The organism is Roseivivax sediminis (assembly GCF_900112685.1).
Lineage (GTDB): Bacteria > Pseudomonadota > Alphaproteobacteria > Rhodobacterales > Rhodobacteraceae > Roseivivax > Roseivivax sediminis.
Map to the genome: position 1 here is coordinate 264297 of NZ_FOMS01000002.1, position 20986 is coordinate 285282.

Annotated in this window: 19 protein-coding genes; 14 read left to right on the top strand and 5 right to left on the bottom strand. The window is 69.7% G+C overall.

What is annotated here, in order from left to right:
- Positions 1–98: 98 nt before the first annotated feature.
- The 3 genes from F3H57_RS04385 to F3H57_RS04395 all read right to left on the bottom strand — a co-directional run bounded on the left by F3H57_RS04385 (position 99) and on the right by F3H57_RS04395 (position 3611).
- On the bottom strand, positions 99–1391 hold the full coding sequence (locus F3H57_RS04385) for a glycosyltransferase family 4 protein (protein WP_149754661.1): 1293 nt from the start codon (positions 1389–1391) through the stop codon (positions 99–101).
- Entirely contained in the window at positions 1373–2767 is a 1395-nt protein-coding gene (locus tag F3H57_RS04390; RefSeq protein WP_149754662.1) for a hypothetical protein, read from the bottom strand. The genes F3H57_RS04385 and F3H57_RS04390 overlap by 19 nt, the downstream gene beginning before the upstream one ends.
- A gap of 202 nt (positions 2768–2969) precedes the next feature.
- The gene (locus F3H57_RS04395; RefSeq protein WP_149754663.1) at positions 2970–3611 is read right to left on the bottom strand and encodes a DUF1523 family protein; all 642 of its coding nucleotides are present in this window, start codon (positions 3609–3611) and stop codon (positions 2970–2972) included.
- A gap of 272 nt (positions 3612–3883) precedes the next feature.
- Between F3H57_RS04395 and F3H57_RS04400 the strand changes: the two genes are divergently transcribed.
- The 3 genes from F3H57_RS04400 (at position 3884) to F3H57_RS04410 (ending at position 5575) form a co-directional block, all read left to right on the top strand.
- Positions 3884–4309, top strand: a complete 426-nt coding sequence (locus F3H57_RS04400) for an organic hydroperoxide resistance protein (RefSeq protein WP_149754664.1) — start codon at positions 3884–3886, stop codon at positions 4307–4309.
- A 97-nt stretch (positions 4310–4406) separates the two neighbouring features.
- Positions 4407–4964 carry a hypothetical protein gene (locus F3H57_RS04405; RefSeq protein ID WP_149754665.1) on the top strand — a complete coding sequence of 186 codons (558 nt, stop codon included), beginning with the start codon at positions 4407–4409 and terminating at the stop codon, positions 4962–4964.
- Between the two features lie 38 nt (positions 4965–5002).
- Entirely contained in the window at positions 5003–5575 is a 573-nt protein-coding gene (locus tag F3H57_RS04410; RefSeq protein ID WP_149754666.1) for an HD domain-containing protein, read from the top strand.
- Here F3H57_RS04410 and F3H57_RS04415 read toward each other — a convergent pair.
- Positions 5572–6543: a lysylphosphatidylglycerol synthase transmembrane domain-containing protein gene (locus tag F3H57_RS04415; protein WP_223162947.1), complete on the bottom strand. Its 972-nt coding sequence runs from the start codon at positions 6541–6543 to the stop codon at positions 5572–5574. The genes F3H57_RS04410 and F3H57_RS04415 overlap by 4 nt on opposite strands.
- A gap of 315 nt (positions 6544–6858) precedes the next feature.
- Between F3H57_RS04415 and mdoH the strand changes: the two genes are divergently transcribed.
- From mdoH to F3H57_RS04455, 8 genes are all read left to right on the top strand, one after another.
- Positions 6859–8472, top strand: coding sequence for a glucans biosynthesis glucosyltransferase MdoH (mdoH, locus tag F3H57_RS04420; RefSeq protein WP_149754667.1), 1614 nt, complete (start codon positions 6859–6861; stop codon positions 8470–8472).
- Positions 8451–9965: a glucan biosynthesis protein gene (locus F3H57_RS04425; RefSeq protein ID WP_149754668.1), complete on the top strand. Its 1515-nt coding sequence runs from the start codon at positions 8451–8453 to the stop codon at positions 9963–9965. The genes mdoH and F3H57_RS04425 overlap by 22 nt, the downstream gene beginning before the upstream one ends.
- Positions 9966–10062: 97 nt before the next feature.
- Positions 10063–10677, top strand: a complete 615-nt coding sequence (locus F3H57_RS04430; RefSeq protein WP_149754669.1) for a CDP-alcohol phosphatidyltransferase family protein — start codon at positions 10063–10065, stop codon at positions 10675–10677.
- A 2-nt stretch (positions 10678–10679) separates the two neighbouring features.
- Positions 10680–11876, top strand: a complete 1197-nt coding sequence (locus F3H57_RS04435) for an ABC transporter substrate-binding protein (RefSeq protein ID WP_149754670.1) — start codon at positions 10680–10682, stop codon at positions 11874–11876.
- A gap of 63 nt (positions 11877–11939) precedes the next feature.
- Entirely contained in the window at positions 11940–13583 is a 1644-nt protein-coding gene (locus F3H57_RS04440) for an ABC transporter permease (RefSeq protein ID WP_149754900.1), read from the top strand.
- On the top strand, positions 13576–14238 hold the full coding sequence (locus F3H57_RS04445; RefSeq protein WP_149754671.1) for an ATP-binding cassette domain-containing protein: 663 nt from the start codon (positions 13576–13578) through the stop codon (positions 14236–14238). Before F3H57_RS04440 ends, F3H57_RS04445 begins: the two co-directional genes overlap by 8 nt.
- Before the next feature lie 119 nt (positions 14239–14357).
- Positions 14358–15593, top strand: a complete 1236-nt coding sequence (locus tag F3H57_RS04450; RefSeq protein WP_149754672.1) for an aromatic ring-hydroxylating oxygenase subunit alpha — start codon at positions 14358–14360, stop codon at positions 15591–15593.
- Positions 15594–15752: 159 nt separating this feature from the next.
- Positions 15753–16817 carry a hybrid-cluster NAD(P)-dependent oxidoreductase gene (locus F3H57_RS04455; RefSeq protein ID WP_149754901.1) on the top strand — a complete coding sequence of 355 codons (1065 nt, stop codon included), beginning with the start codon at positions 15753–15755 and terminating at the stop codon, positions 16815–16817.
- A gap of 16 nt (positions 16818–16833) precedes the next feature.
- On the opposite strand, the gene F3H57_RS04460 is transcribed toward F3H57_RS04455, so the two are convergent.
- Complete coding sequence (locus F3H57_RS04460) at positions 16834–17478, bottom strand: TetR/AcrR family transcriptional regulator (RefSeq protein WP_149754673.1); 645 nt, start codon at positions 17476–17478, stop codon at positions 16834–16836.
- Positions 17479–17661: 183 nt separating this feature from the next.
- On the opposite strand from F3H57_RS04460, the gene F3H57_RS04465 reads away from it, so the two are divergent.
- The 3 genes from F3H57_RS04465 (at position 17662) to F3H57_RS04475 (ending at position 20971) form a co-directional block, all read left to right on the top strand.
- A complete protein-coding gene (locus tag F3H57_RS04465; protein ID WP_223162948.1) occupies positions 17662–19062 on the top strand; it encodes an alkaline phosphatase D family protein in 1401 nt (466 codons plus the stop codon).
- Positions 19047–19760 (top strand): 4'-phosphopantetheinyl transferase family protein, encoded by a 714-nt coding sequence (locus tag F3H57_RS04470; RefSeq protein ID WP_188129597.1) that lies wholly within the window; start codon positions 19047–19049, stop codon positions 19758–19760. Before F3H57_RS04465 ends, F3H57_RS04470 begins: the two co-directional genes overlap by 16 nt.
- A gap of 68 nt (positions 19761–19828) precedes the next feature.
- Entirely contained in the window at positions 19829–20971 is a 1143-nt protein-coding gene (locus F3H57_RS04475) for a lytic murein transglycosylase (protein WP_149754675.1), read from the top strand.
- Positions 20972–20986: the final 15 nt, after the last annotated feature.

The following is a 20986-nucleotide window of genomic DNA, read 5'->3' on the forward strand; positions in this document are numbered from 1 at the left end:
AGAGGCCCTCGTCAGACTTGGCGGGGGCTTTTTGCATTGCGGTTGGTTTTGGTTCTTCATTGCGCGACGCGGGGCGCAGCCGCCCGGCACCGCAGCCCTCAGCCCTGCATGACCTCGGGTGCCTGACCGCTCCCGTCCTGAACCCAGTCGTAGACCCGCGCCACCTGACGCGCCTTCGCGCTCCATGTGAATTCGGCGGCCACCCGCGCCCGCGCGGCCTCTCCCAGCGCGTACAGTCCGCTCCGGTCCTCCGCCAGCCGCGTCAGCTCCGCGCGGAACGCCGCGACGATCTCGGGCCGTGTACCGCACGGGACCTTGAGGCCCGTCTTCGGCCCGACCAGTTCCCCGGGCCCGGCATAATCGACGATCAGCGGCGGCACACCGAGGGCCATCGCCTCCAGCACCACGCCGCCGCCGAATTCACGGATCGACGGGAAGGCGAAGACGTGGCTGCGGGCCAGCACGTCCTGCACCTCGCCATGCGGGCGCCAGCCGTGGAAGGTCACCGGCAGTCCCTCCGCCTCGGCCCGCAGTGCCGGCATCATCGGACCGTCGCCGACGATCTCCAGCCGCATCCGTCCCGCCTCCAGCAGGTCTCGCGCCGCCTCGATCAGCATGTCGGGCCCCTTGTAGGGCACCAGTCGGCCGACGAAGGAGGCGACGAGCGGCCCGCCTTCCGGGGCCGCGCGAGGCGCGGAAAAGCGCGCCGGGTCGATGCCGTTCTCTGGCAGCCAGACGGTCCTGGTCCTATGCGCTGCCGGGATCTCGGATGCCGTGTGGCGGGACCCCGCGAGGATCGCGGCGGCGTGGCGCAAGGTGCCGCCACGCCCCGGCATCATCCGGTACGCGCCGCGCAGATAGCTCAGCCATTCCTTTTCGCGCCGGCGTTCCGCGTCGAACCCCCTGGGCCACGGCACCCCGCCGTTGAGCGGGCCGAGCACGAACGGCACCCCCGCGCGCGCCACCCGCCCCGCGATGGGCGAGGCGATGGTGGGCGACAGCGGCGTCACGCGGTGAACGATGTCCCATTCGCCGCGCGCGATCTCCGGCCCGAAACGGCGCCAGACCAGCCGCTCGAAATACGGATAGGACAGCGCGTTGATCGCCTGCACCATGGTCCAGCCCTTGCCCTCGCCCATGCGCAGCTTCTCGGCCAGCGCCCAGGCGGGTTTCGCGAAGGCCTCGGAATCGATGGCGGTGAAGTCGCGCCCCTCGTCCAGCCCGGCGCGCAGGATGGCGTCGCGATTGCGGATCTGGGTGACGAGGTGGACCTCCGCGACCTCGCCCAGCGCGCGGGCCAGCGACCAGCCCACCAGCGGCACCGACACCCATTCGGGGTTCGCCGCCTCGGCGATGACGAGGACGCGGGGCTTCACAGGATCGGCTTCCATTTCATCCGCGCGGCGGGGCGCTCGCGCAGCCGTTCGGCGCGCAGCACTTCGGCGTAGCCGGTGAGCGCCCCCGCGATCAGCCAGGTGATCGGCGTCAGCGTCGCATTCGGCAGCATGTCGAAGAGGTTGAAGGCGAGCAGCAGCGTCAGCGGCGCGATGTAGCGCGCCACCTCCCCGTCACGGCGCGACACGGTCTCGCGCCACAGAAGGAAGATCGGCAGCGATATCAGCCCGAACTCCGCCAGGAAGCCGATCCAGCCGTAGATCCCGATGGTGATGATCCAGCGCCCGTCGGCCACGGTCAGGATGCGGCCCGTGACCTCGTCGTGGATGTGGTTGCGCCCCCAGCTGCCCCATCCGAAGACCGGTTTTTCCCGGGCCTTTTCAAGGAGCACTTCCTCCTGGTCGAAGCGGAACTCAATGGACCGAGCGCGATCGGCGTCAATCGCCTCGGCCCGGGCGAGGAGCGTTTCCTCGGGGACGATGCCGGCGCCCTTCATCACCGGGTAGGCCATGGAGAGGCAGGCGATCAGGATCGCCGCGTTGATCTGCATGACGGGGTTCAGCAGTAGCACGAGCGGCACCAGCCCGACTGCGAGAATGAGCGCCCCGAGCGACTTTGCGAGCACCAGGATGGCCGTCAGGTAGAGCGCCGAGAGGAAGTAGACCAGACGGTTGCCGCGCGTGTCGGATTTCCAAAGCGCCCAGGCTGCTACCATCGCCATCATGCAGAAGAACGCGACCCAGAGCCCGTGGTAGAGGAACACCATCGGGCGGAAGCCGCCGAAGCGGATCGTCTGGTCGAAGGCGTGCTGGTAGTAGCCGTAGACCCAGAGGTTGATCTGCGGCGACAGCCGGATCTCGATCAGCATCAGGACCGAATAGGCCATGCCGCCCCAGAACAGCGCGCGCAGGGTTTCGCGCTGCGCCTCCCCGGTGGCCAGCAGCCGCCGGGCCAGCAGGAACGGCAGGATCAGCAGCGCCTGGGTCATCGGCAGTGCGATCATGTCCTTGAAGCCGAGCCCCGGAATCACCGCCGCGTCGAAGACCAGCGGCTCCGGATTGACCAGGACAGTGAAGACCGGGGAGATCACGAAGATGGCCAGCAGAGCCCGCGCCATGAGGTTGCGGGGAAAGAGCGGCGCGCTCCTGCCCTGCGTCCACAGAAGCGCGAGGAAGGCCGACAGCGCAGGGATGTTGTGCTTGGTGAACGGCGGGAAGAGCGGCAGGTCGAAGACCGCCGGTGGCTCCGGCAGCACGAGGTAGCCGCCGACGATGGCAATCAGCATGGCGCGGGACGGCGGCAGCCGCTGGAACATCACCAGCGTCAGAACCGGCCAGAGCGCCAGCATCAGATAGGCCAACATGTTCGGCATTGCGCCGGGCCGTCCTCGTTACCTCCGGCCCCCGGGGGCGGGGCCATGCTCGTCCTAGGGCCGTCTGCCGGCCGGATGCCCGGTCGCGACGTCGCGCCGCGGCTGGATTTCCGCGCCGATCCGGCATCGACCTGCCGCGAACCGGATACCCTCCGAATCGGCAGGCAATGTGGCTACAATTGCAACAATTGTGGCGCGGGCGTCAGCCCTTTCCGCCGCCCCCGAACCAGCGCGCGATACGCCGGCGGCGGCGCGACCAGCGGTTTCCTGCGCTGTCGAAGCTCTCGCCCACGTCTTCGAGCACCGGGTCGATGCGGTTGCGGCGGAAGCGCAGCACGCGCACCGTGATCGCCCAGGCGATGGCCACGAGCAGCACGAGGATGACGATGGCCGTCCACGGCACGATCGTCACGTCCGGCCCCTCGACGGCGCGGATGGACAGCGCGTTGGGGAAGATCGACAGGAATTCCAGCCGCCAGCCGTAATGTTTGATCGCCACCCATTGCGGCGACTCCGAGTTCGAGCGGAAATCGACGGCGATGGCCTGCAGGTTGGAGCTGTCGAACTTGAAGTAGGGCGGCCAGCCCCAGCCGGTATCCTCGTTGCGGTAGACCATGACGTCGCCGTCGCCCTGGCGCGTCTGGATGAAGAACACGTCGCGGTTGCCCGGCGTCGTGTCGCTGCCGTCGGCGCCGGTCCAGAACATCCGGTTGGCGCCGAAATCGACGCGCTTTTCATAGGTGTCGGTGATCCGCGCGACGTCGTTCTGCGGCAGCGTGTAGTGCAGAAAGCCCAGCACCACCGCCCAGAAGACCACGATCGCCGTCCACTTCACGTATTGCATCGCCGCCTCCCTGCCGCTTCGTGCGCGCCCTCCGGATAGTGCAGTTGGCGGCCCGCGGAAAGCCCTAGCCCCGGCCCGTGGCCTCGATCCGCGCAACCAGGTTGCGCAGCCTTGCCCGCAATTCGATGCACAGCGACGTTTCCGGCGCGGAAGTTCGTTGCGGAACGCTCATTGCGGCCAGGTGGGACGGCGGCGGGCGGGCAATGCTTGAAGGGGCTGCTGGCCGGCATACGTGGCGAGCGCAGATACTGCGCAAACGCGAAGGAGGCATCATGCCCACCAAAATCGTCTATTCAATCAGCGCCACTGCCCATGGCGGCGGCCGCGACGGCCAGGCCAAGACCGAGGACGGCGCCATCGACCTGAAGATGCGCCCGCCGAAGGAGATGGGCGGCTCGGGCGACGGTGCGAACCCCGAGCAGCTTTTCGCGACCGGCTACGCGGCCTGCTTTCTCGGCGCGATGCGCCACTATGCCGGCCAGAAGAAAGTCGAGATCCCGGACGACGCGTCGGTGACCGCCGAGGTCGGCATCGGCCCGCGCGAGGACACCGGGTTCGGCCTGTCGGTGTCGATCAAGGTGTCTCTGCCGGGCATGGACCGCGCGACCGCCGAGGACATCGTCGCCGGCGGCCACGAGGTCTGCCCCTACTCGAATGCGCTGACCAAGGGCGTGTCGGTGACCCCCGAACTGGCGTAAGCCACCCCCGCGCGGCTCCGGTATACCCGACTTGCAGGGGCCGCGCGCTTTCGTGACACTCCCCTCGAAACGCCAATTCGAGAAAGGGATTTCCACGATGTTTCACCGTTTTGCCTGCGCCGCCGCGCTGACGCTTCTTCCCGTCACCGCCTTTGCCGACGAGATATCCGAGGCGCTGACCGCCGCTCAGGATGCCTATACCGACGGCGATATCCAGTTCGCGCTAGACGAGCTCGACTTCGCGCGCCAGCGGCTGATGGAGAAGAAGACCGACGCGCTCGGCGGCCATCTGCCCGAGGCGCCCGAGGGCTGGACCCGCGAGGTAGACACGGAGATGAATTCCGGCCTCGCCATGATGGGCGGCGGCGTCGGCGCGAAGGCGAGCTATACCGACGCGGACGGCGAGAGTTTCACGGTCACGCTGATGGCTGACAACCCGATGGTCGCCAGCATGTCGGCGATGATCTCCAACGCCGCGGCGATGGGCATGCGCGTCGAACGGATCGGCCGCCAGCGCTTTGCCACACAGGACGATCAGGCCATGGCGCTGATCGGCAACCGCATCCTGGTGCAGGCCGAGGGGGCGGAGCCGTCGGTGATGATGCCGGTGCTGGAAGCCATGGACTTCGCCGCGCTCGGCAACTTCGGCCAGTAGCGCTTGTGCCGCTCCGCCCCTCTGCTAGCGATGGCGTCATGGACACCGCGACCGACAGGCTGACCGGCATCGTCGCCTTTCTGCAGGGGGCGGAGCGGCTGAAGGACACGCTGCGCAGCGGCCATACCGGCCAGGGGCGCCGTGAAAGCGTGGCGGAGCATTCGTGGCGGCTGTGCCTTTTCGCGATGCTGCTGGAGCGGGACACGGATGTCGACCTGCTGAAACTCCTGAAACTCTGCGTGATCCACGATCTGGGCGAGGCGATCTCGGGCGATGTGCCGGCGACTGATCAGTGCGCAGGAGATGGTCGCGAAGCGCGGGAGCGGGCGGATTTCCTCACGCTCTGCGCGCCGCTGCCCGAGGATCTGCGCACCGAGATGGCCGCGCTCTGGGACGAATATGCCGGGGCGGCGAGTCCCGAGGCGCGGATGGCCAAGGGCCTCGACAAGATCGAGACGATCCTGCAGCACGTCGCCGGAAGCAATCCGGACGATTTCGACTACGCCTTCAACCTCGATTACGGCCGCGCGCGGACGGAGGCCGATCCGATCCTGAAAGCGCTGCGCGAACTGGCGGACAGGGCGACGCGGGCGCGGATGGACGGCGGCTAGGTCTTCTTGGCGTGGCCCGCCGGCGCGTGCGGCCGGCGGTGCGACCGGCGCATCAGGATCGGCACGAGGCCGGGCAGCACTGCCGCGATGAAGGTCAGCCCGAAGGCGATGGAGGCGGCGAGCCCGGCCGAGCTTGCGAAGCCGGCCACCGGGAACAGCGTCGCCGCCGCGCCTTCGCGCAGGCCCCAGCCCGAGATCGACACCGGGATCAGCATGGTCAGCAGGATCGGCGGCACGATGGCGCAGATCGCCACGAGCGGCAGTTCGGTCCCCGTGGCGCGGGCGCAGAGGGCAAAGGCGCCGAGGCTTGCCACGGTCGTCCCGATGCTCAGAACGATCTGCCAGGGCAGCACCCGACGCGCCAGGAGCGAGGCGGAGATCGCGTACCACAGATCGTCGAGCGCGCGTTTCTGCGGCCCCGGCAGAAGCCAGGTCAGCCAGAACACGAAGGGCACGCAGGCCCCGCCGATCATGATCGGCACCAGCGCGGAGCGCAGCCAGAACGGCCACTGGAACCCGCCGGGCAGCGCGAAAGTGATGAGGAAGGTCGCGCACATCGTCGTGAAGATCAGCGCCTGCCCGCCGAGCCGTTCGAACACCACCGCCTGACTGGCGCGCAGCAGCCCGGCATGGTGCCGCGCCCGCACCGCGCGGCCGGCATCGCCGACCATGCCGCCGGGCAGCGACTGGTTCACCAGTTGCGCAAGGTAGTATTCCGAGATCGCCTTGCCGATCGAGAAGCGCTGGCCGAGCTGTCCGGCGGTGATCTTCCAGCGCAGCGCCGACAGGATCGTCTGCGCCCCGAGCGCCAGCCACGCGGCCAGAAGCCAGCGCAGGTCGGCGCCCGACAGGATGCGCAGCGCTTCCTGCCCGTCGACGGCATGCCACAGCACGGCGAGCAGGGACAGGCTCACCGCGATCTGCAACATTCTCATCTGGGTACGCGACAGGCGCGCCTGCCATGCCATGTATCGGGACCTCATATTCCGCCGTCGCCGGGCCCGTGGCCCCCGATCCCGCAAGAGGGATCCGCCCGGACGCACTGCGCATATGGGCCTCAATGCGACCCGAGGCAACGAAATTGCGGACGCCTCGCAGCCGGGTGATGCGTTCGCGCCGCGCCCGTTGAAGCGGCACATTGCCCGCGTGTGGCGGATTCTCGCGCAAGTCGCGCCTCGTCCTCGGCGAAGAATGGCGGGTGCCGAAACCCGTAGAGAACCAAAACGGCCGTGCTGCATTGCAGAGGGGATGTCTGTTCTACGGAAACACGCAAGGGGTGCATCGTGACCGTTCACATTCCCAACAGCCGCTTCGACGCGGCCATCGCTCCTCACCCGGGTCCGGCCGAACCGGCCCGGCCGGATCGTCGGCCGCTTCTGGCGGTCATGGCGCTGACGGCCGTCCTGACCGCCGCGGTGATGGCGGGATACGTCCTGACAATAGGGGCGTGGGGCTTCTGGTCGGTTCTGGCGATGGCCCTCATTACCCTTACGACGACGACGCTCGCCCTTGGCGCCTCGACGGCGGTTGTCGGGCTGATCTTTCCCGCCCCTCCGGCACCCAAGCCGATGCCCGATTGGCAGCCGGCGACCCAGACGGCGATCCTGCTGACGCTGTGCGGCGAGGAACCGCGCGGCCCGGCGAAGATGCTGGCGGAACTGGCCGACGACCTGGCGCAGCGCGGGCTCGACCGGCACACGCGGATCTTCGTGATCTCCGACACCCGTGACGACAAGGCGGAGCGCGAGGCGACCGCACTGGCACCCCTGATCGGCGCCGGCCGCATCACCTATCGCCGCCGCGAGGAGAACGTGGGCCGCAAGCCGGGCAATATCGGCGACTGGCTGCACCGCTGGGGGCCGGATTTCGACTTCATGCTCGTGCTCGACGCAGACAGCCGGATGAGCGCGCGGCGCATCCGCCATCTGATCCACCGGATGGAACGCTCGCCCTCCACTGGCCTTCTGCAATCGGGCATGCGGCTCCTGCCGGCCGAGACGCGCTTCGGCCAGCTTCAGCGCAGCGCGCAGCGGATCATGGGCCCGACCTTCCTCGAAGGCTTTTCCGCCTGGACCGGTGACGCGGGCAATTACTGGGGGCACAATGCGCTGATCCGCGTGCGCGCCTTCCGCGACGCGGTTCCGCTGCCCAAGCTGCCGGGCGCCGCGCCCTTCGGCGGCGACGTGCTCAGCCACGATTTCGTGGAAGCGGCGTGGATGCGCCGCGCCGGCTGGCGGATCGAGATCGACGCCGACACCCGCGCGTCGGCCGAGGACGGCCCGCAGACGCTGTCGGAATATCACAAGCGCGACCGCCGCTGGTGCCAGGGCAACCTGCAGCACCTGCGCCTGATCACCGCACCGGGTCTGCACCCGCTGTCGCGGCTTCACATGGCGGTGGGCGTCATGGGCTTCCTGTCCGCGCCGCTGTGGCTGGCCACGCTGCTGCTGCTGGCGACGGGCGCGGTGCCGCTGGCGACGGGCTGGATGCTCCTGGCGGTCGCGACACTGCTGATCACCCCGAAGATTTGCGGCGTGTCGCGCATCATCCGCCAGGCCAAGGGGCTGCGCGCCAAGGGCGTGGTCCTGCGCGCCGCGCTGCTGGAGACGGTGCTGTCCTCGATCCTCGCCCCGATCGTCATGGTGCATCACGTGATCGACGTCGCCGCGGTAGTGTCGGGCCGCGATTGCGGCTGGAAGAAGAGCGGCGGCACCGGCATTTCCTTGCCGACCGGCGGGGTCGAAGCGCTGGCGGGCGCGGCGATCCTCGCTATCGTGGCGACCGTCAACCCGGCGGCCATGGCCTGGGTCCTGCCCGTGGCACTGCCGCTGATCTTCGCACCGCTGTTCATCCGGTTCATGGAGTCGCCTTGTAAATGCATCGCCGCACGTTCGTGACGACCAGCCTCGGCGCCCTCGGCGCCGGGGCGCTTTCGCCCCTCACCGCATCAGCCCAAGACCGGGCCCCGTCGCTTCTGGACATGGCGCGCGACATGGCAGGCAAACCCTACGAGGCGCCGCAGGGAGAGCTGTCGGCGCCCTTCGCGGATCTCGACTACGATGCCTACCGCGCGATCCGGCCGCTGCCGGGGCAGGCGGCCTTCCTGCCGCTCGGCGACCGCTACGCCGTCGATCTGCTGCCGCCGGGCCTCTACTTTCCCGATCCGATCAAGATCGAGTTCGTGCGCCGCGGCGGCGTCGTGGAGACTCTGCCGTTCTCGCCCGACCTGTTTTCCTACGACCCGGCCTATTTCGACTCGATCCCGGAGGAGAGCCCCGGCGCCGGGTTCACCGGCCTGCGCCTGCGCACCAATCTCAACAAGCCCGACGTGCAGGACGAGTTCTTCGTCATGCAGGGCGGCACCTATTTCCGCGCCATCGGCCGCGACATGACCTACGGGCTGTCGACCCGGGCCATCGCGCTCGGCACCGGCGAGGCGGAACCCGAGGAGTTCCCGCGCTTCACCATCGTGCGCCTGCACACCCCCGCCGAGGACGGGATCGTGCGCTTCGAGGCGCTGATCGACAGCGCCTCGCTGACCGGGTACATGGACCTTTACGCCAATGCTGGCGACCAGACCCGGACACGGGTGCAGGTCACGGTGTTTCCGCGCAAGACGATCCCCAATGCCGGCTTCGCGGCGCTCACCTCCATGTACCTCAAGGGGCCGATGCGCGCCGCCGTGTCCGACGATTTCCGGCCGCGGGTGCACGACACCGACGTGCTGATGATCGAGAACGGCGCCGGAGAGGCTCTGTGGCGGCCGATCTCCAACCCCGCCGCGATCCAGACCTCGGCCTTCTCGGACGAGATGCCCAAGGCCTTCGGCCTTTACCAGACCGATCGCGACTTCGACGATTTCGAGGATGCCGAGGCGTTCTATCACAAGCGGCCCTCGGCCCGGATCGAGCCGCGCGGCGATTGGGGGCCGGGCGAGGTGCAGCTGGTGGAGCTGCCCACCGACACGGAGTTCATGGACAACATCGTGTCGTACTGGCGCCCTGCCGAGCCGCTGGAGCCGGGGCGGTCCTATACCTACGACTACGATGTCGTCTGGACGGTGGCGCCGCCGCCGCAGGATTTCCCGGTGCGCATCGGTCAGAGCAGGTCGGGCCGCAAGCATGACGAGCCCGGCACACGGATCTTCGTGATCGACCTCAGGGGCGATCCGCGCGGGCTGATGCCCGAGCTTATCGCCAATGCGGGCGAGACCACCGAGGTGGTGATCCACCCGCTTCCGGACGGGCAGCAGCACCGGGTGACCTTCAATCTCAAGCCCGGCGATGCCGACGCGGTGGAGCTGCGCCTGGCGCTGCGCGACCGCGAGGGCAATCTCGCCGCGCCGATCTGGCTGCATCGCTGGACCCGCGCGCGCGACGGGCAGGTCTGAGGCCGCTGACACCTGCGTCACGTTCGCGTGGGACCGATTGCCGCGGTGGGCGGCGCGTGCTTCGTATCGGGCGACCCAACCCGGAGCCCGCCGCCCCATGCTCGATGCCCGTGCCCGCCGCCTGATCGACCCGCCGCTGAACGCGGTGGGACGTGTGCTGGCCGGCCGGGGCATAACGCCGAACGCCGTGACGCTGGCGGGCCTCGCGCTCGGGCTCGCCGCCGCGGCGCTGATCGCGCTCGGCGTCTTCGCCGCGGCTCTTACCCTGCTCCTGGTGTCGCGGCTGGCCGACGGGCTCGACGGGGCCGTGGCGCGGGCCTCGCGCGGCAGCGATTACGGCGGCTATCTCGACATCACGAGCGACTTTCTCTTCTACGGCGCGGTGCCGTTCGGCTTCGTGCTATTCGATCCCGCCGCCAACGGGCTGGCCGGGGCGTTCCTGCTGTGGTCCTTCTACTTCAACGGGGCGAGCTTTCTGGGCTACGCGATCCTGGCCGAGAAGAAGCACATGCAGACCGCCGCGCAGGGCGTGAAGTCGCTCTATTATTCCAACGGTCTGCTGGAAGGGACGGAGACGATCCTGTTCTTCGTGCTGCTGTGCCTGCTGCCGGGCCACTTCGTGCCGTTGGCCTGGGCCTTCGGGGCGCTATGCTTCGCTTCCGGCGCGCTGCGGCTTTACGGGGCGCATGCCGTGTTTCACCTCAAGGAGTGACCATGATCCGATCCGTCCTGCCGGCCCTCTTGCTCGCCGCGCCCGCCTTCGCCCAGACCGATCCTGCCGACTGGGACGCCGTGACCGAGGCGGCAGAGGGTCAGACGGTCTACTGGCACGCCTGGGGCGGATCGACCGCCACCAACGACTTCATCGCCTGGGTGGGCGAGCGGGTGGAGGGCGAGTACGGCGTAACGCTCGAACACGTGAAGCTGGCCGATACCGCCGATGCCGTGACCCGCGTCCTGTCCGAAAAACAGGCGGGCGAGGACGAGGACGGCGCGGTGGATCTGATCTGGATCAACGGCCCGAACTTCGCCTCGATGAAGGCGGAGGATCTGCTTTACGGCCCGTTCGCGGAAGAGCTGCCGAATTGGGAGCATGTCGATGTGGACGGCAAGACGGTAGAGACCGATTTCACTGTCCCGACCGAGGGGTACGAGGCACCCTGGGCGATGGCGCAGGTGGTGTTCATGCACGACACCGACGATCTGCCCGACCCGCTGCCCTCGGCCGAAGCGATCCTCGACTGGGCGGAGGCCAATCCGGGCCGGTTCACCTATCCGCAGCCGCCCGATTTCCTTGGAACAACGTTCCTCAAGCAGACGCTGATCGAGCTGACGGACGACAACAAGACTCTGATGCAGCCCGCCGATGAGGCCGATTTCGACGCGGTGGTGCAGCCGCTCTGGGACTACCTCGACGCGCTGACGCCGAACCTCTGGCGCGGCGGGCGGGCCTATCCGCAATCGGGGCCGGACCAGCTTCGGCTGATGGCCGACGACGAGATCGACCTGGCGATCTCCTTCAGCCCCGGCGAGGCGTCGACCGCGATCGCCGATCTGCGCCTGCCCGACAGCGTGCGCACCTTCGTGCTGGAGGACGGCACGCTGGGCAATGCCAGCTTCGTGGCGATCCCCTACAATTCGGGGTCGAAGGAGGGCGCGATGGTCGTGGCGAACTTCCTGATGTCGCCCGAGGCGCAGGTGAAGGCGCAGGATCCCGACGTGCTGGGCTACGGCACGGTGCTGGACGTGGAGGACCTGCCGCAGGAATGGCGCGAGGCATTCGATGCGCTCGACCTCGGGGTCGCGACGCTATCCCCCGAAGAGCTCGGCGAGGTGCAGCCGGAGCCGCATCCGTCCTGGATGACGCGCATTGCCGACACCTGGGCGGAGCGCTACGGCGCCGGCCAGTAAGGCGTGCCTTCGGCGCGATTGCCCCTCTGGCTGCGCCTGCTGCCCGCGCTGACGCTGCTGGCCATGCTGGGGCCGGTGGCGGCGGGGCTGGCCGGCACACTCTTGCCGGCGCTCGGGGTCTACCCGGCGGCGGGGCGGACAGGCGGCTCGGTCCAGCCCTTGCGGGCTCTCCTCGACTGGCCGGGCCTCGCGGCGGCGGTGCGCCTATCGGTGACGACGGGGCTTGTGTCCACCATGGCGGCGCTGGGGATCGTGACGCTGTTCCTGGCCGGCTGGTCGGGCACCCGCGCCTTCCGCGTGCTGGAGCTCCTCTTGTCGCCGCTGCTGTCGGTGCCCCACGCGGCGACGGCCTTCGGCCTCGCCTTCCTGATCGCGCCATCGGGCTGGATCGTGCGGCTTTTGTCGCCCTGGGCGACGGGGTGGGAACGCCCGCCGGACGTGATCGTCACGCAGGACCCCTGGGGCCTGTCGATGGCCGCGGGCCTCACGGTGAAGGAGATGCCGTTCCTTCTGCTCATGGCGCTGGCGGCGCTGGGGCAGAGCGACTGGCGGCGGCGGATGCGCGTGGCGACCGCGCTGGGCTACGGGCGAGTCGCCGGCTGGCTCAAGGCGGTGTTCCCGGCGGTCTACGCGCAGATCCGGCTGCCGGTCTACGTGGTGCTGGCCTATTCGATGTCTGTGGTCGACGTCGCGCTGATCCTCGGGCCGTCGACGCCGCCGACCCTGTCGGTGCAGATCGTGCGCTGGATGGGCGATCCCGACCTTGCCATGCGCCTGACCGCGGCGGCGGCGGCGATGCTGCAGCTTGCCCTCGTCGCGGGGGCGCTGGCGCTCTGGCGGCTGGGCGAGGTGGCGGTGGCGCGGATCGGCCTGCGCTGGATCGCCCGCGGCGGGCGCGGGGCCGGGGCCGACCCGGTGCTGCGGCCACTCGCCCTCGGCGCGGCGGGGCTGTCGGCGGCGAGCGTGCTCCTGGGGCTGTTCACGCTCGCGATCTGGAGCGTCGCGGGGTTCTGGGGCTTCCCCGATGCGCTGCCCGAGGGCCTCTCGGGCCGAAGCTGGATGCGTTTCGCGCGGGACGGCGGAGGCGCCATCGCGCAGACCGCGATCATCGCCGCCGTCGCGACAGGGGTTGCGCTGGCGCTGGTGATCGGCTGCCTCGAGGCGGAGCATCGCCGCCGCCGGCCGCTGTCGCAAAAGGGGCTGTGGCTGATCTACCTGCCGCTCCTGGTGCCGCAGACGGCGTTCCTGCCCGGGTTGCAGACGCTGCTTCTGACCGCCGGTCTGAGCAGCGGCATCGGACCGGTGATCCTCGCCCATATCGTCTTCGTGCTGCCTTACGTCTTCCTGTCGCTGGGCGATCCCTGGCGCGCATGGGAGCCGCGCTACGCCACCGTCGCTGCGGCGCTGGGAACGACGCCGACCGGCACGCTGTGGCGGGTGCGACTGCCGATGCTGCTGCGGCCGGTGCTGATCGCGGCGGCGGTGGGCGCGTCGGTCAGCGTCGGGCAGTATCTGCCGACACTGATCGTCGGCGGTGGCCGGGTGGAGACGCTGACGACCGAGGCGGTGGCGCTCGCCTCGGGCGGGGACCGGCGGGCCATCGGCACCTGGGGGCTGGCGCAGACCGCCGCGGTGATCCTGCCCTTCGCGCTGGCGCTGATCCTGCCGGCGCTGATCTTCCGCAACCGCAGGGGGCTGCATGGCTGAGGGACTGAGGCTCGACGGGCTGTGCATCCTGCGTGGCGAGACCCCGCTGATCGAGGTCGACGCCACCGTGCCGCCGGGCGAGGTGCTGACGGTGATGGGGCCCTCCGGCGTCGGCAAGTCGACGCTGCTGGCCTACCTCACCGGCACGCTGCCGAAGGGATTCGCCGGCATGGGGCGCGTGTTCCTCGGCGGGCAGGAGATCACCGATTTGCCGCCTCACGCGCGCCGCCTCGGCATCCTTTTCCAGGACGATCTGCTGTTTCCGCACCTGTCGGTGGGCGCCAACGCCGCCTTCGGCCTGGCCCCCGGCGGCCCGGCGGCGCGGCGGCGTAGGGCGGTGGCCGAGGCGCTGGCCGATGTCGGCCTCGGCGGCTTCGAGGATCGCGACCCGGCGACTCTCTCGGGCGGGCAGAAGGCGCGCGTCGCGCTGGTGCGGATGCTGCTGTCGGAGCCGCGCGCGCTCTTGCTGGACGAGGCGTTTTCGGGCCTCGACGCGACGCTTCGGGCGCAGACCCGGCGGCTCGTCTTCGACCGGGCGCGGGCGCGGGCATTGCCGGTGCTGATGGTCACTCACGATGCTGACGACGCCCGCGCCGCCGGCGGCGCGGTGCTGGAGATGCAGGCCTGGCGCCCCACGGACCGGCGCGCGCCGTAACGTCGTGCCGCGCATGTCTTTGACGGGCGAGAAAATGACGCTTTTGGCCGCGCGGGATGGCGCGCGCGACTTCATCAGGGGGGCTTGGGGATTATCCCGATTCGACCATAGGTGCCCTCATGCTTCGCGATGCGGACGTTCTCTCCCTCCTTCTCCAGCGGCAGCCGGGGCATTCGCTCGCGCGGCCGTTCTACACCGATCCCGGCCTCTACGAGGTCGACCTCGCGCGCATCTGGTACCGCGACTGGCTGATGACGGCCGTGTCCGCCGAAATCCCCAAGACCGGCAACTACGTCACCCGCCAGATCGGCGCCTATTCGGTCATCGTCGTGCGCGGCGCCGACGGCATCGCGCGGGCGTTCCACAATTCCTGCCGCCACCGCGGCAGCCGCATCTGCTCGGCCGCGAAGGGCTCGAACCCCAAGCTGGTCTGCCCCTACCACCAGTGGACCTACGAACTCGACGGCCGCCTCCTCTGGGCGCGCGACATGGGGGAGGATTTCGACGCCTCCAGGCACGGGCTGAAGCCGGTCGCCTGCGAGGAAGCCGCCGGCATGATCATGATCTGCCTTGCGGACAATCCGCCCGATATCGCGCCCTTCCGCGCGCAGGCCGAAGCCTATGCCGGCCCGCACGGCCTCAAGGACTGCAAGGTCGCCTATCAGTCCTCGATCGTGGAGCAGGGCAACTGGAAGCTGGTGATGGAGAACAACCGGGAGTGCTACCACTGCGCTGGCTCGCATCCCTCCCTCTGCCGCACCTTCCCCGAGGATCCCAAGGTCTTCGGCACCAACCCCAAGGAGCAGGCGCCGGTCCTGCGCGACCACATCGCCAAATGCGAAGCCGCCGGCCTGCCGTCGAAGTTCATGATGGCGCCGGACGCGCAGTGGCGCTTCATCCGCATCCCGTTCCTCGGCAACGCCGCGTCCTACACGATGGACGGCAAGCCCGCGGTGTCCAGGCGAGTCGGCCGGGTGTCGATCGACGATGCGGGCAGCTGCCTGGCCTACCACTACCCGTCGTCGTGGAATCACTTCCTGTCCGATCAGGGGCTGGTCTTCCGAATGACGCCGATCTCGCCGACGCAGACCGAGGTGTCGACCACCTGGCTCGTTCACAAGGACGCGGTCGAGGGCGTCGATTACGACCTCGAGCGGCTGACCGAGGTGTGGATCCACACCAACGACGAGGACCGCGCCATCGTGGAGGAGAACCAGCGCGGCGTGAACTCCCCGGCCTACGAACCCGGCCCCTATTCGCCCCAGCACGAGGCCGGCGTGATCGCCTTCGTCGACTGGTACGCCAGGACCCTGCAGGAGCGGCTGACCGGCCGCGCCATGCTCGCGGCCGAATAGGCGCCGCCCTGCGCCGCGACGCGCCGGCCCCCGGCTTCTTTGGGCCGGAAATACTCCGGGGTCCGGGGCAGCGCCCCGGTCCCATACTCACCACAGCGCCCGACGCAATCCGGGCAGAGCGCCCCACACACCACCGAGGAAAGACCCGACATGATCCCGATGCCGCGCGAGGACGCGCCCGTCTGGTCCGACAGCGAAGAGCTGGAATGCGTCGCCACGGTGCCCGAGGCGCCGAACGTGATGACCTTCGCCTTCCGCCCGCCGTCGGGCGCCCGCATCTGGTTCCGGGCGGGCCAGTTCATCACCCTCGACCTGCCGGTGCCGGGCGGCAACGTGCAGCGGACCTACACGATCTCCTCCTCGCCCTCGACCTCGGCCTTCCTGACGGTGACGGTGAAGGCGCAGGAGGGCAGCATCGGCACGCGCTGGATGCTCGACAACCTGCGGCCGGGCGCGCGCATCCGCGCCTACGGGCCGGCGGGGCATTTCCACATGCCGCCGCAGCCGGACGGCAAGTACCTGTTCATCTCGGCCGGGTCGGGCGTGACGCCGATGATGTCGATGGCGGCGTTCCTGTGGGAACGCGGCGAGGACCCGGACATCGCCTTCGTCCACTGCGCGCACTCGCCCAACAACATCATCTTCCGGCAGAAGCTGGAATACATGGCCAGCCGGGTGTCGGGGCTGAAGCTGCATTTCGTCGTCGGGCGCGACGATCCCTACACCGTGTGGACCGGCTATCGCGGGCGGCTGACATCGCTGATGCTCGGCCTGATGGTGCAGGACTACCTCGACCGCGACGTCTATTGCTGCGGCCCCGAAGGCTTCATGGAAAACGTGCGCGAGATCCTCATCTCGCTCGGTTACGACATGGACAAGTACCACCAGGAAAGCTTTGCCGCTCCGGCCGAGAGCCGCGCGGAGCTGACGGAGTTCGACGACCTCGTCCTCGACGAGAGCGCGAAGGCTTCGGTCATCTTCGCCAAGTCCGGCGTCACTTCGGATTGTTTCGAGACCGACACCGTGCTCGGCGTCGCGCGGGCCTCGGGGCTGAACATCCCGTCGGGCTGCACATTCGGCCTGTGCGGCACCTGCAAGGTCAGGAAACGGTCGGGCGATGTGCACATGGTCCACAACGGCGGCATCAGCGACGAGGACATCGAGGCGGGCTACATCCTCGCCTGCTGCTCCAACCCGATCGGCACCGTGGAAGTGGAGATCTGAGGCGCGGGCGGAGGCATCAGGTTTCCGCGCCGACGCCCCGCAGAAACACCGACAGGCCCAGCTCGAACCGTGCGGAGACGGCCTCGAAGTCGAAGGGCCGTGCCGGATCTACCAACCGGTCGAGCGGCGAGGGCCGGACCATGTCCGTCAACAGCGCCGCGGCGGCCTCGGTGTCCGCGATGTCCGCCTCGCCGCGGGCGTTGGCGCGGTCGAGTTCGGTGCGGATCGCGGCGCGGACCGCCGGCAGTCCGTGCTGGAAGATCCGCGAGGCCATGTCGGGCCGTTCCGGTGCCTCGGCGATGATCGTGCGGATGATCGCGAAGGGCAGCGAAAGCGACCGCATCGCATCCGACGGCGCCAGCAACCGGCGCAGGCGCTGCGCCAAGGGCAATTCGATGTCCTGCGGAGTCAGCTTGCGGACGGCGCGGGCCATGTGCCGTTCGGTGTAGGCTTCCAGAAGTGCGGCGCGGTCGTCGAACACGGCGTAAAGTGTCCGTTTGGACATCCCCGCTTCCTGTGCCACGGCTGCCATGGTCACGCCGGCCATGCCGGCGCGGTCGAACACCGCCTGCAGCGCGTCGAGGATCAGATCGCGCCGCTCGTCCGCGTCGAGCGCCGGGGGGCGACCCCGGCGGGCGGGGCTGTCGGGGCATCCGGTCATCGCGGGTCCTCGCGCAGGGCGGTGGCCCGATGCGGGCCGACATCGGGGATTGCCGCGTTTTCTATATCGCGCACCGCGTCGGCTCAAGGCCGAGCGGGATGGAGTTGCGGCGCGGGCAGAGTGCCCTAAGGTCTGGGCGCGGAGCCAAGTCCGGCTCCACGGTTTCGATAGGGGGTGCGCCCGGTGGCCTTCGGCCCAGTTCTGATCCTGCGCGCGGTGGAGCCGTCGCACATACGCCTCGCCGCGATGATCTGCCGCGACGATGCGGCCGAGCCCGCGCCGCTGCGCGCGGGGGGCGCCGACCATGCCCCCGTGCGGCTGGCCGAGATCGACGGGCGGTGCCTCTGGCGCTACGACTTCGAGCTGCCGCGCGGCGGTCGTCCGGATTACAGCCTCGACGGTCGGACCTACCGCGTGGCGACCGATTACGACGATCTGCGCATCGGCTTCGTCTCCTGCAACGGTGAGGAGGATGGCGATCTCGACCGGGACGCGGAGGAACGCAACGTGATGTGGCGCCGCCTCGCGGATACGAACGAGACTGCGCCCTACCACCTGCTGCTGCATGGCGGCGATCAGGTCTATGCCGACGAAGTCACGAAGGGCCACAGGCTCAGCGAGGACTGGCCCGACGACGTGCCCCAGGCTGCCACGCCCGAGGCGCTCGCGGACCTCGAGGCGCATCTGCGCAGGCGCTTCCTCGACCGCTACGACGCGACCTATTCGGCGCCCGGCTTTGCCCGGATCGCCGCCGAGGTGCCGTCGCTGATGATGTGGGACGATCACGACATCTGCGACGGCTGGGGATCGCTCGGCGAGGTGGAGGGGACGGCCGTGGGCCAGACCCTGTTCGGCTGCGCGCGCGAGGCGTTCCTGCTCTACCAGCACGCGGCGACCGACGCGGACGTGTCCGAACTGTTCCTCGATCCCGAGGGGCGGTCGCTGTCGTGGCGGCGCGATCTGCCGGGGGTGACCATCCTCGCGCCCGACTTGCGGTCCGAACGCACGCGCGAGCGCATTCTCGGTCCCGCCGGCTGGGCGGCGTTCACCGAGACTTGCGAGGACGTGGAGGCGCGCGTGGTGCTGGTGTCGAGCGTGCCGCTCCTCGGGCCACGGCTGTCGCTGATCGAACGGGCGATGCGGCTCACCCGCCGGATGGAGAAGTACGAGGACGACCTGCGCGACCAGTGGCAGAGCTATGCGCACCGCAAGGAATGGGTGCGGATGCTGCGACAAGTGCTGGCGCTGGAGGATCGCGGCCACCGCGTCGTCGCGATCTCGGGCGAGATCCACCTCGCGACACGGGCGGAACTGGCCGCCGACGCAACGCCGGTGCACCAGCTCGTCGCCTCGGGCATCTCGCACCGGGCGCCGCCGAAGCTCTGGGCGCTGTTCCTGGGCACGCTGGCACGCCTCGGCGAAGCGCCGATCCAGAAGCACCCGATCCGCATCCGCCCTCTGCCCGGCCAGCGCCACAACTACACGGCGGAGCGCAACTACCTCACGCTCGCCCGCGAAGGCGGCGAATGGCGCGCCTCCTGGGCGCTGGAGAAGAGCGGCGACACGCCTTGGCTTTCGGTCTGACGCCGCTTCGGCCGGGCGCGATCTTCGGCCCCGGCCACCCGTTCCTGACCGGCTTGCAAGCGTCCGAAGGCGAGCCATGCCGCGTGCTGGCGTCGGTCGATCCCGGGGCCTACGAGGTGGCCGCGTTCAGGGCCCTTGGCGTGACGTGCCCGGCGCGGCTGGACCGTGCCGTTGACGTGCGGCGGGCGGGATACCTCTCGGGGCGCATCGCGACGCGTGTGGCGCTCTGGCAGCTGGGGGTGCCGTGGACGGACCTTGCGGCGGACGACAATGGCGTGCCGCTCTGGCCCGAGGGCGTCGCCGGGTCGATCAGCCATACCGCCGGCGTGGCCTTCGCCGTCGTCTCGCGGGGCCATGCGCGGATCGGCGCCGATATCGAGGCGGTGCCGGACGGCGCGGCGCTGCAGGCGCTGCGGGACGTCGCGCTGTCGGAGGCAGAGCGGACGCGCCTGCCCGCACCCTGGCAGGCGACCTTGGGCTTCTCGGCCAAGGAAACGCTCTACAAGGCGCTGTTTCCGGAGCTACGGACGTTCTTCGGCTTCGACGCGGCCGAGGTGGTGGCCCTGTCGGACACCGCGCTCGATCTGCGACTATGCCACGATCTGAATGCCGACCACCGGGCGGGACGCCTCTATCGCCTGTGCTGGGACCAAGCGGAGGGGCGCGTCGCGACATGGCTGGCCGAGGGCGCGCGCTGAGGGCGGTTGCCCGCGCGCGGCCCGCCCGGCAGAGTTGTGCCGAGGCAGAACAGGCAATGGAGGACATCATGCAGATGTCGAGACGATGGGCCGTGCTCGCGGGCGGCGCGGCGATGCTGGCCGGATGCGGCGGCGGTGCGATGCGCGCGCCGCTGACGCCGGCGGCGGACCCCGCGCTGCAGCCGCAGCCCAATCCGGGATGGGACGCCTGGGTCGCGTCCTTCCGGCCCCGCGCGCAGGCGGCGGGCGTGCCGCAAAGCGCCATCGACGCGGGCTTTCGCGGCGCGGGCTTCCTGCCCGGTGTGGTCGAACGCGACCGCAACCAGACCGAATCGGTCCGCACGCTGGAGGATTACCTCGCCATCGTCGCCGACGAGGAAAAGGTGCAGACCGGCCGCGCGCAGGCCCGCGCGCAGGCAGGTCTGCTGCGCGAGATCGAGGCCCGCTACGGCGTGCCGGCAAATGTGGTCGCGGCGGTCTGGGGCATGGAGAGCAATTACGGCGCAAGGCGCGGCGAGATCCCGGTGGTCTCCGCCACCTCGACGCTGGCCTATGACGGGCGCCGCGGGGCGTTCTTCGAAAGCCAGCTGATCTCCGCGCTGAAGATCCTCGCGCGGGGCGACACGAGCGCGGATCGCCTGGTCGGAAGCTGGGCCGGCGCGATGGGGCACACGCAGTTCATCCCCACGACCTACGAGACCTACGCGGTGGATTTCCGCGGCGACGGGCGGCGCGACATCTGGTCGGAGGATCCGACCGACGGGTTGGCCTCGGCCGCGTCCTACCTCGCCGCCTCGGGCTGGCGGCGGGGCGAGCCCTGGGGGCAGGAGATCACCGCTGCCGACCCCGGAAGCGGCGGGCGGGTGATCCAGCCCGATCCGGGCGGGCCGCGCTTCCGCGTCTTCCGCAACTTCGACGTGATCCGGCGCTACAACAACTCCGTCAACTACGCGATCGGGGTCGGCCACCTGTCGGACCGGATCGCCGGGGCGGGGCCGCTGCGCGGCGAGTTCGCGCCCGACCGCTACGGCCTGACCCGCGAGAACCGGCAGGAGATCCAGCGCCGCCTGACCGCGCAGGGCTTCGACGCCGGGGAGGCGGACGGCGTCATCGGCGACCGCACAGAGGCGGCGATCACGGCCTACCAGCAAAGCGCCGGTATGGCGGTGACGGGGGAGCCGTCGCAGGCGCTCCTGTCCCGGCTGCGCTGACGGGCTTCAGACGGC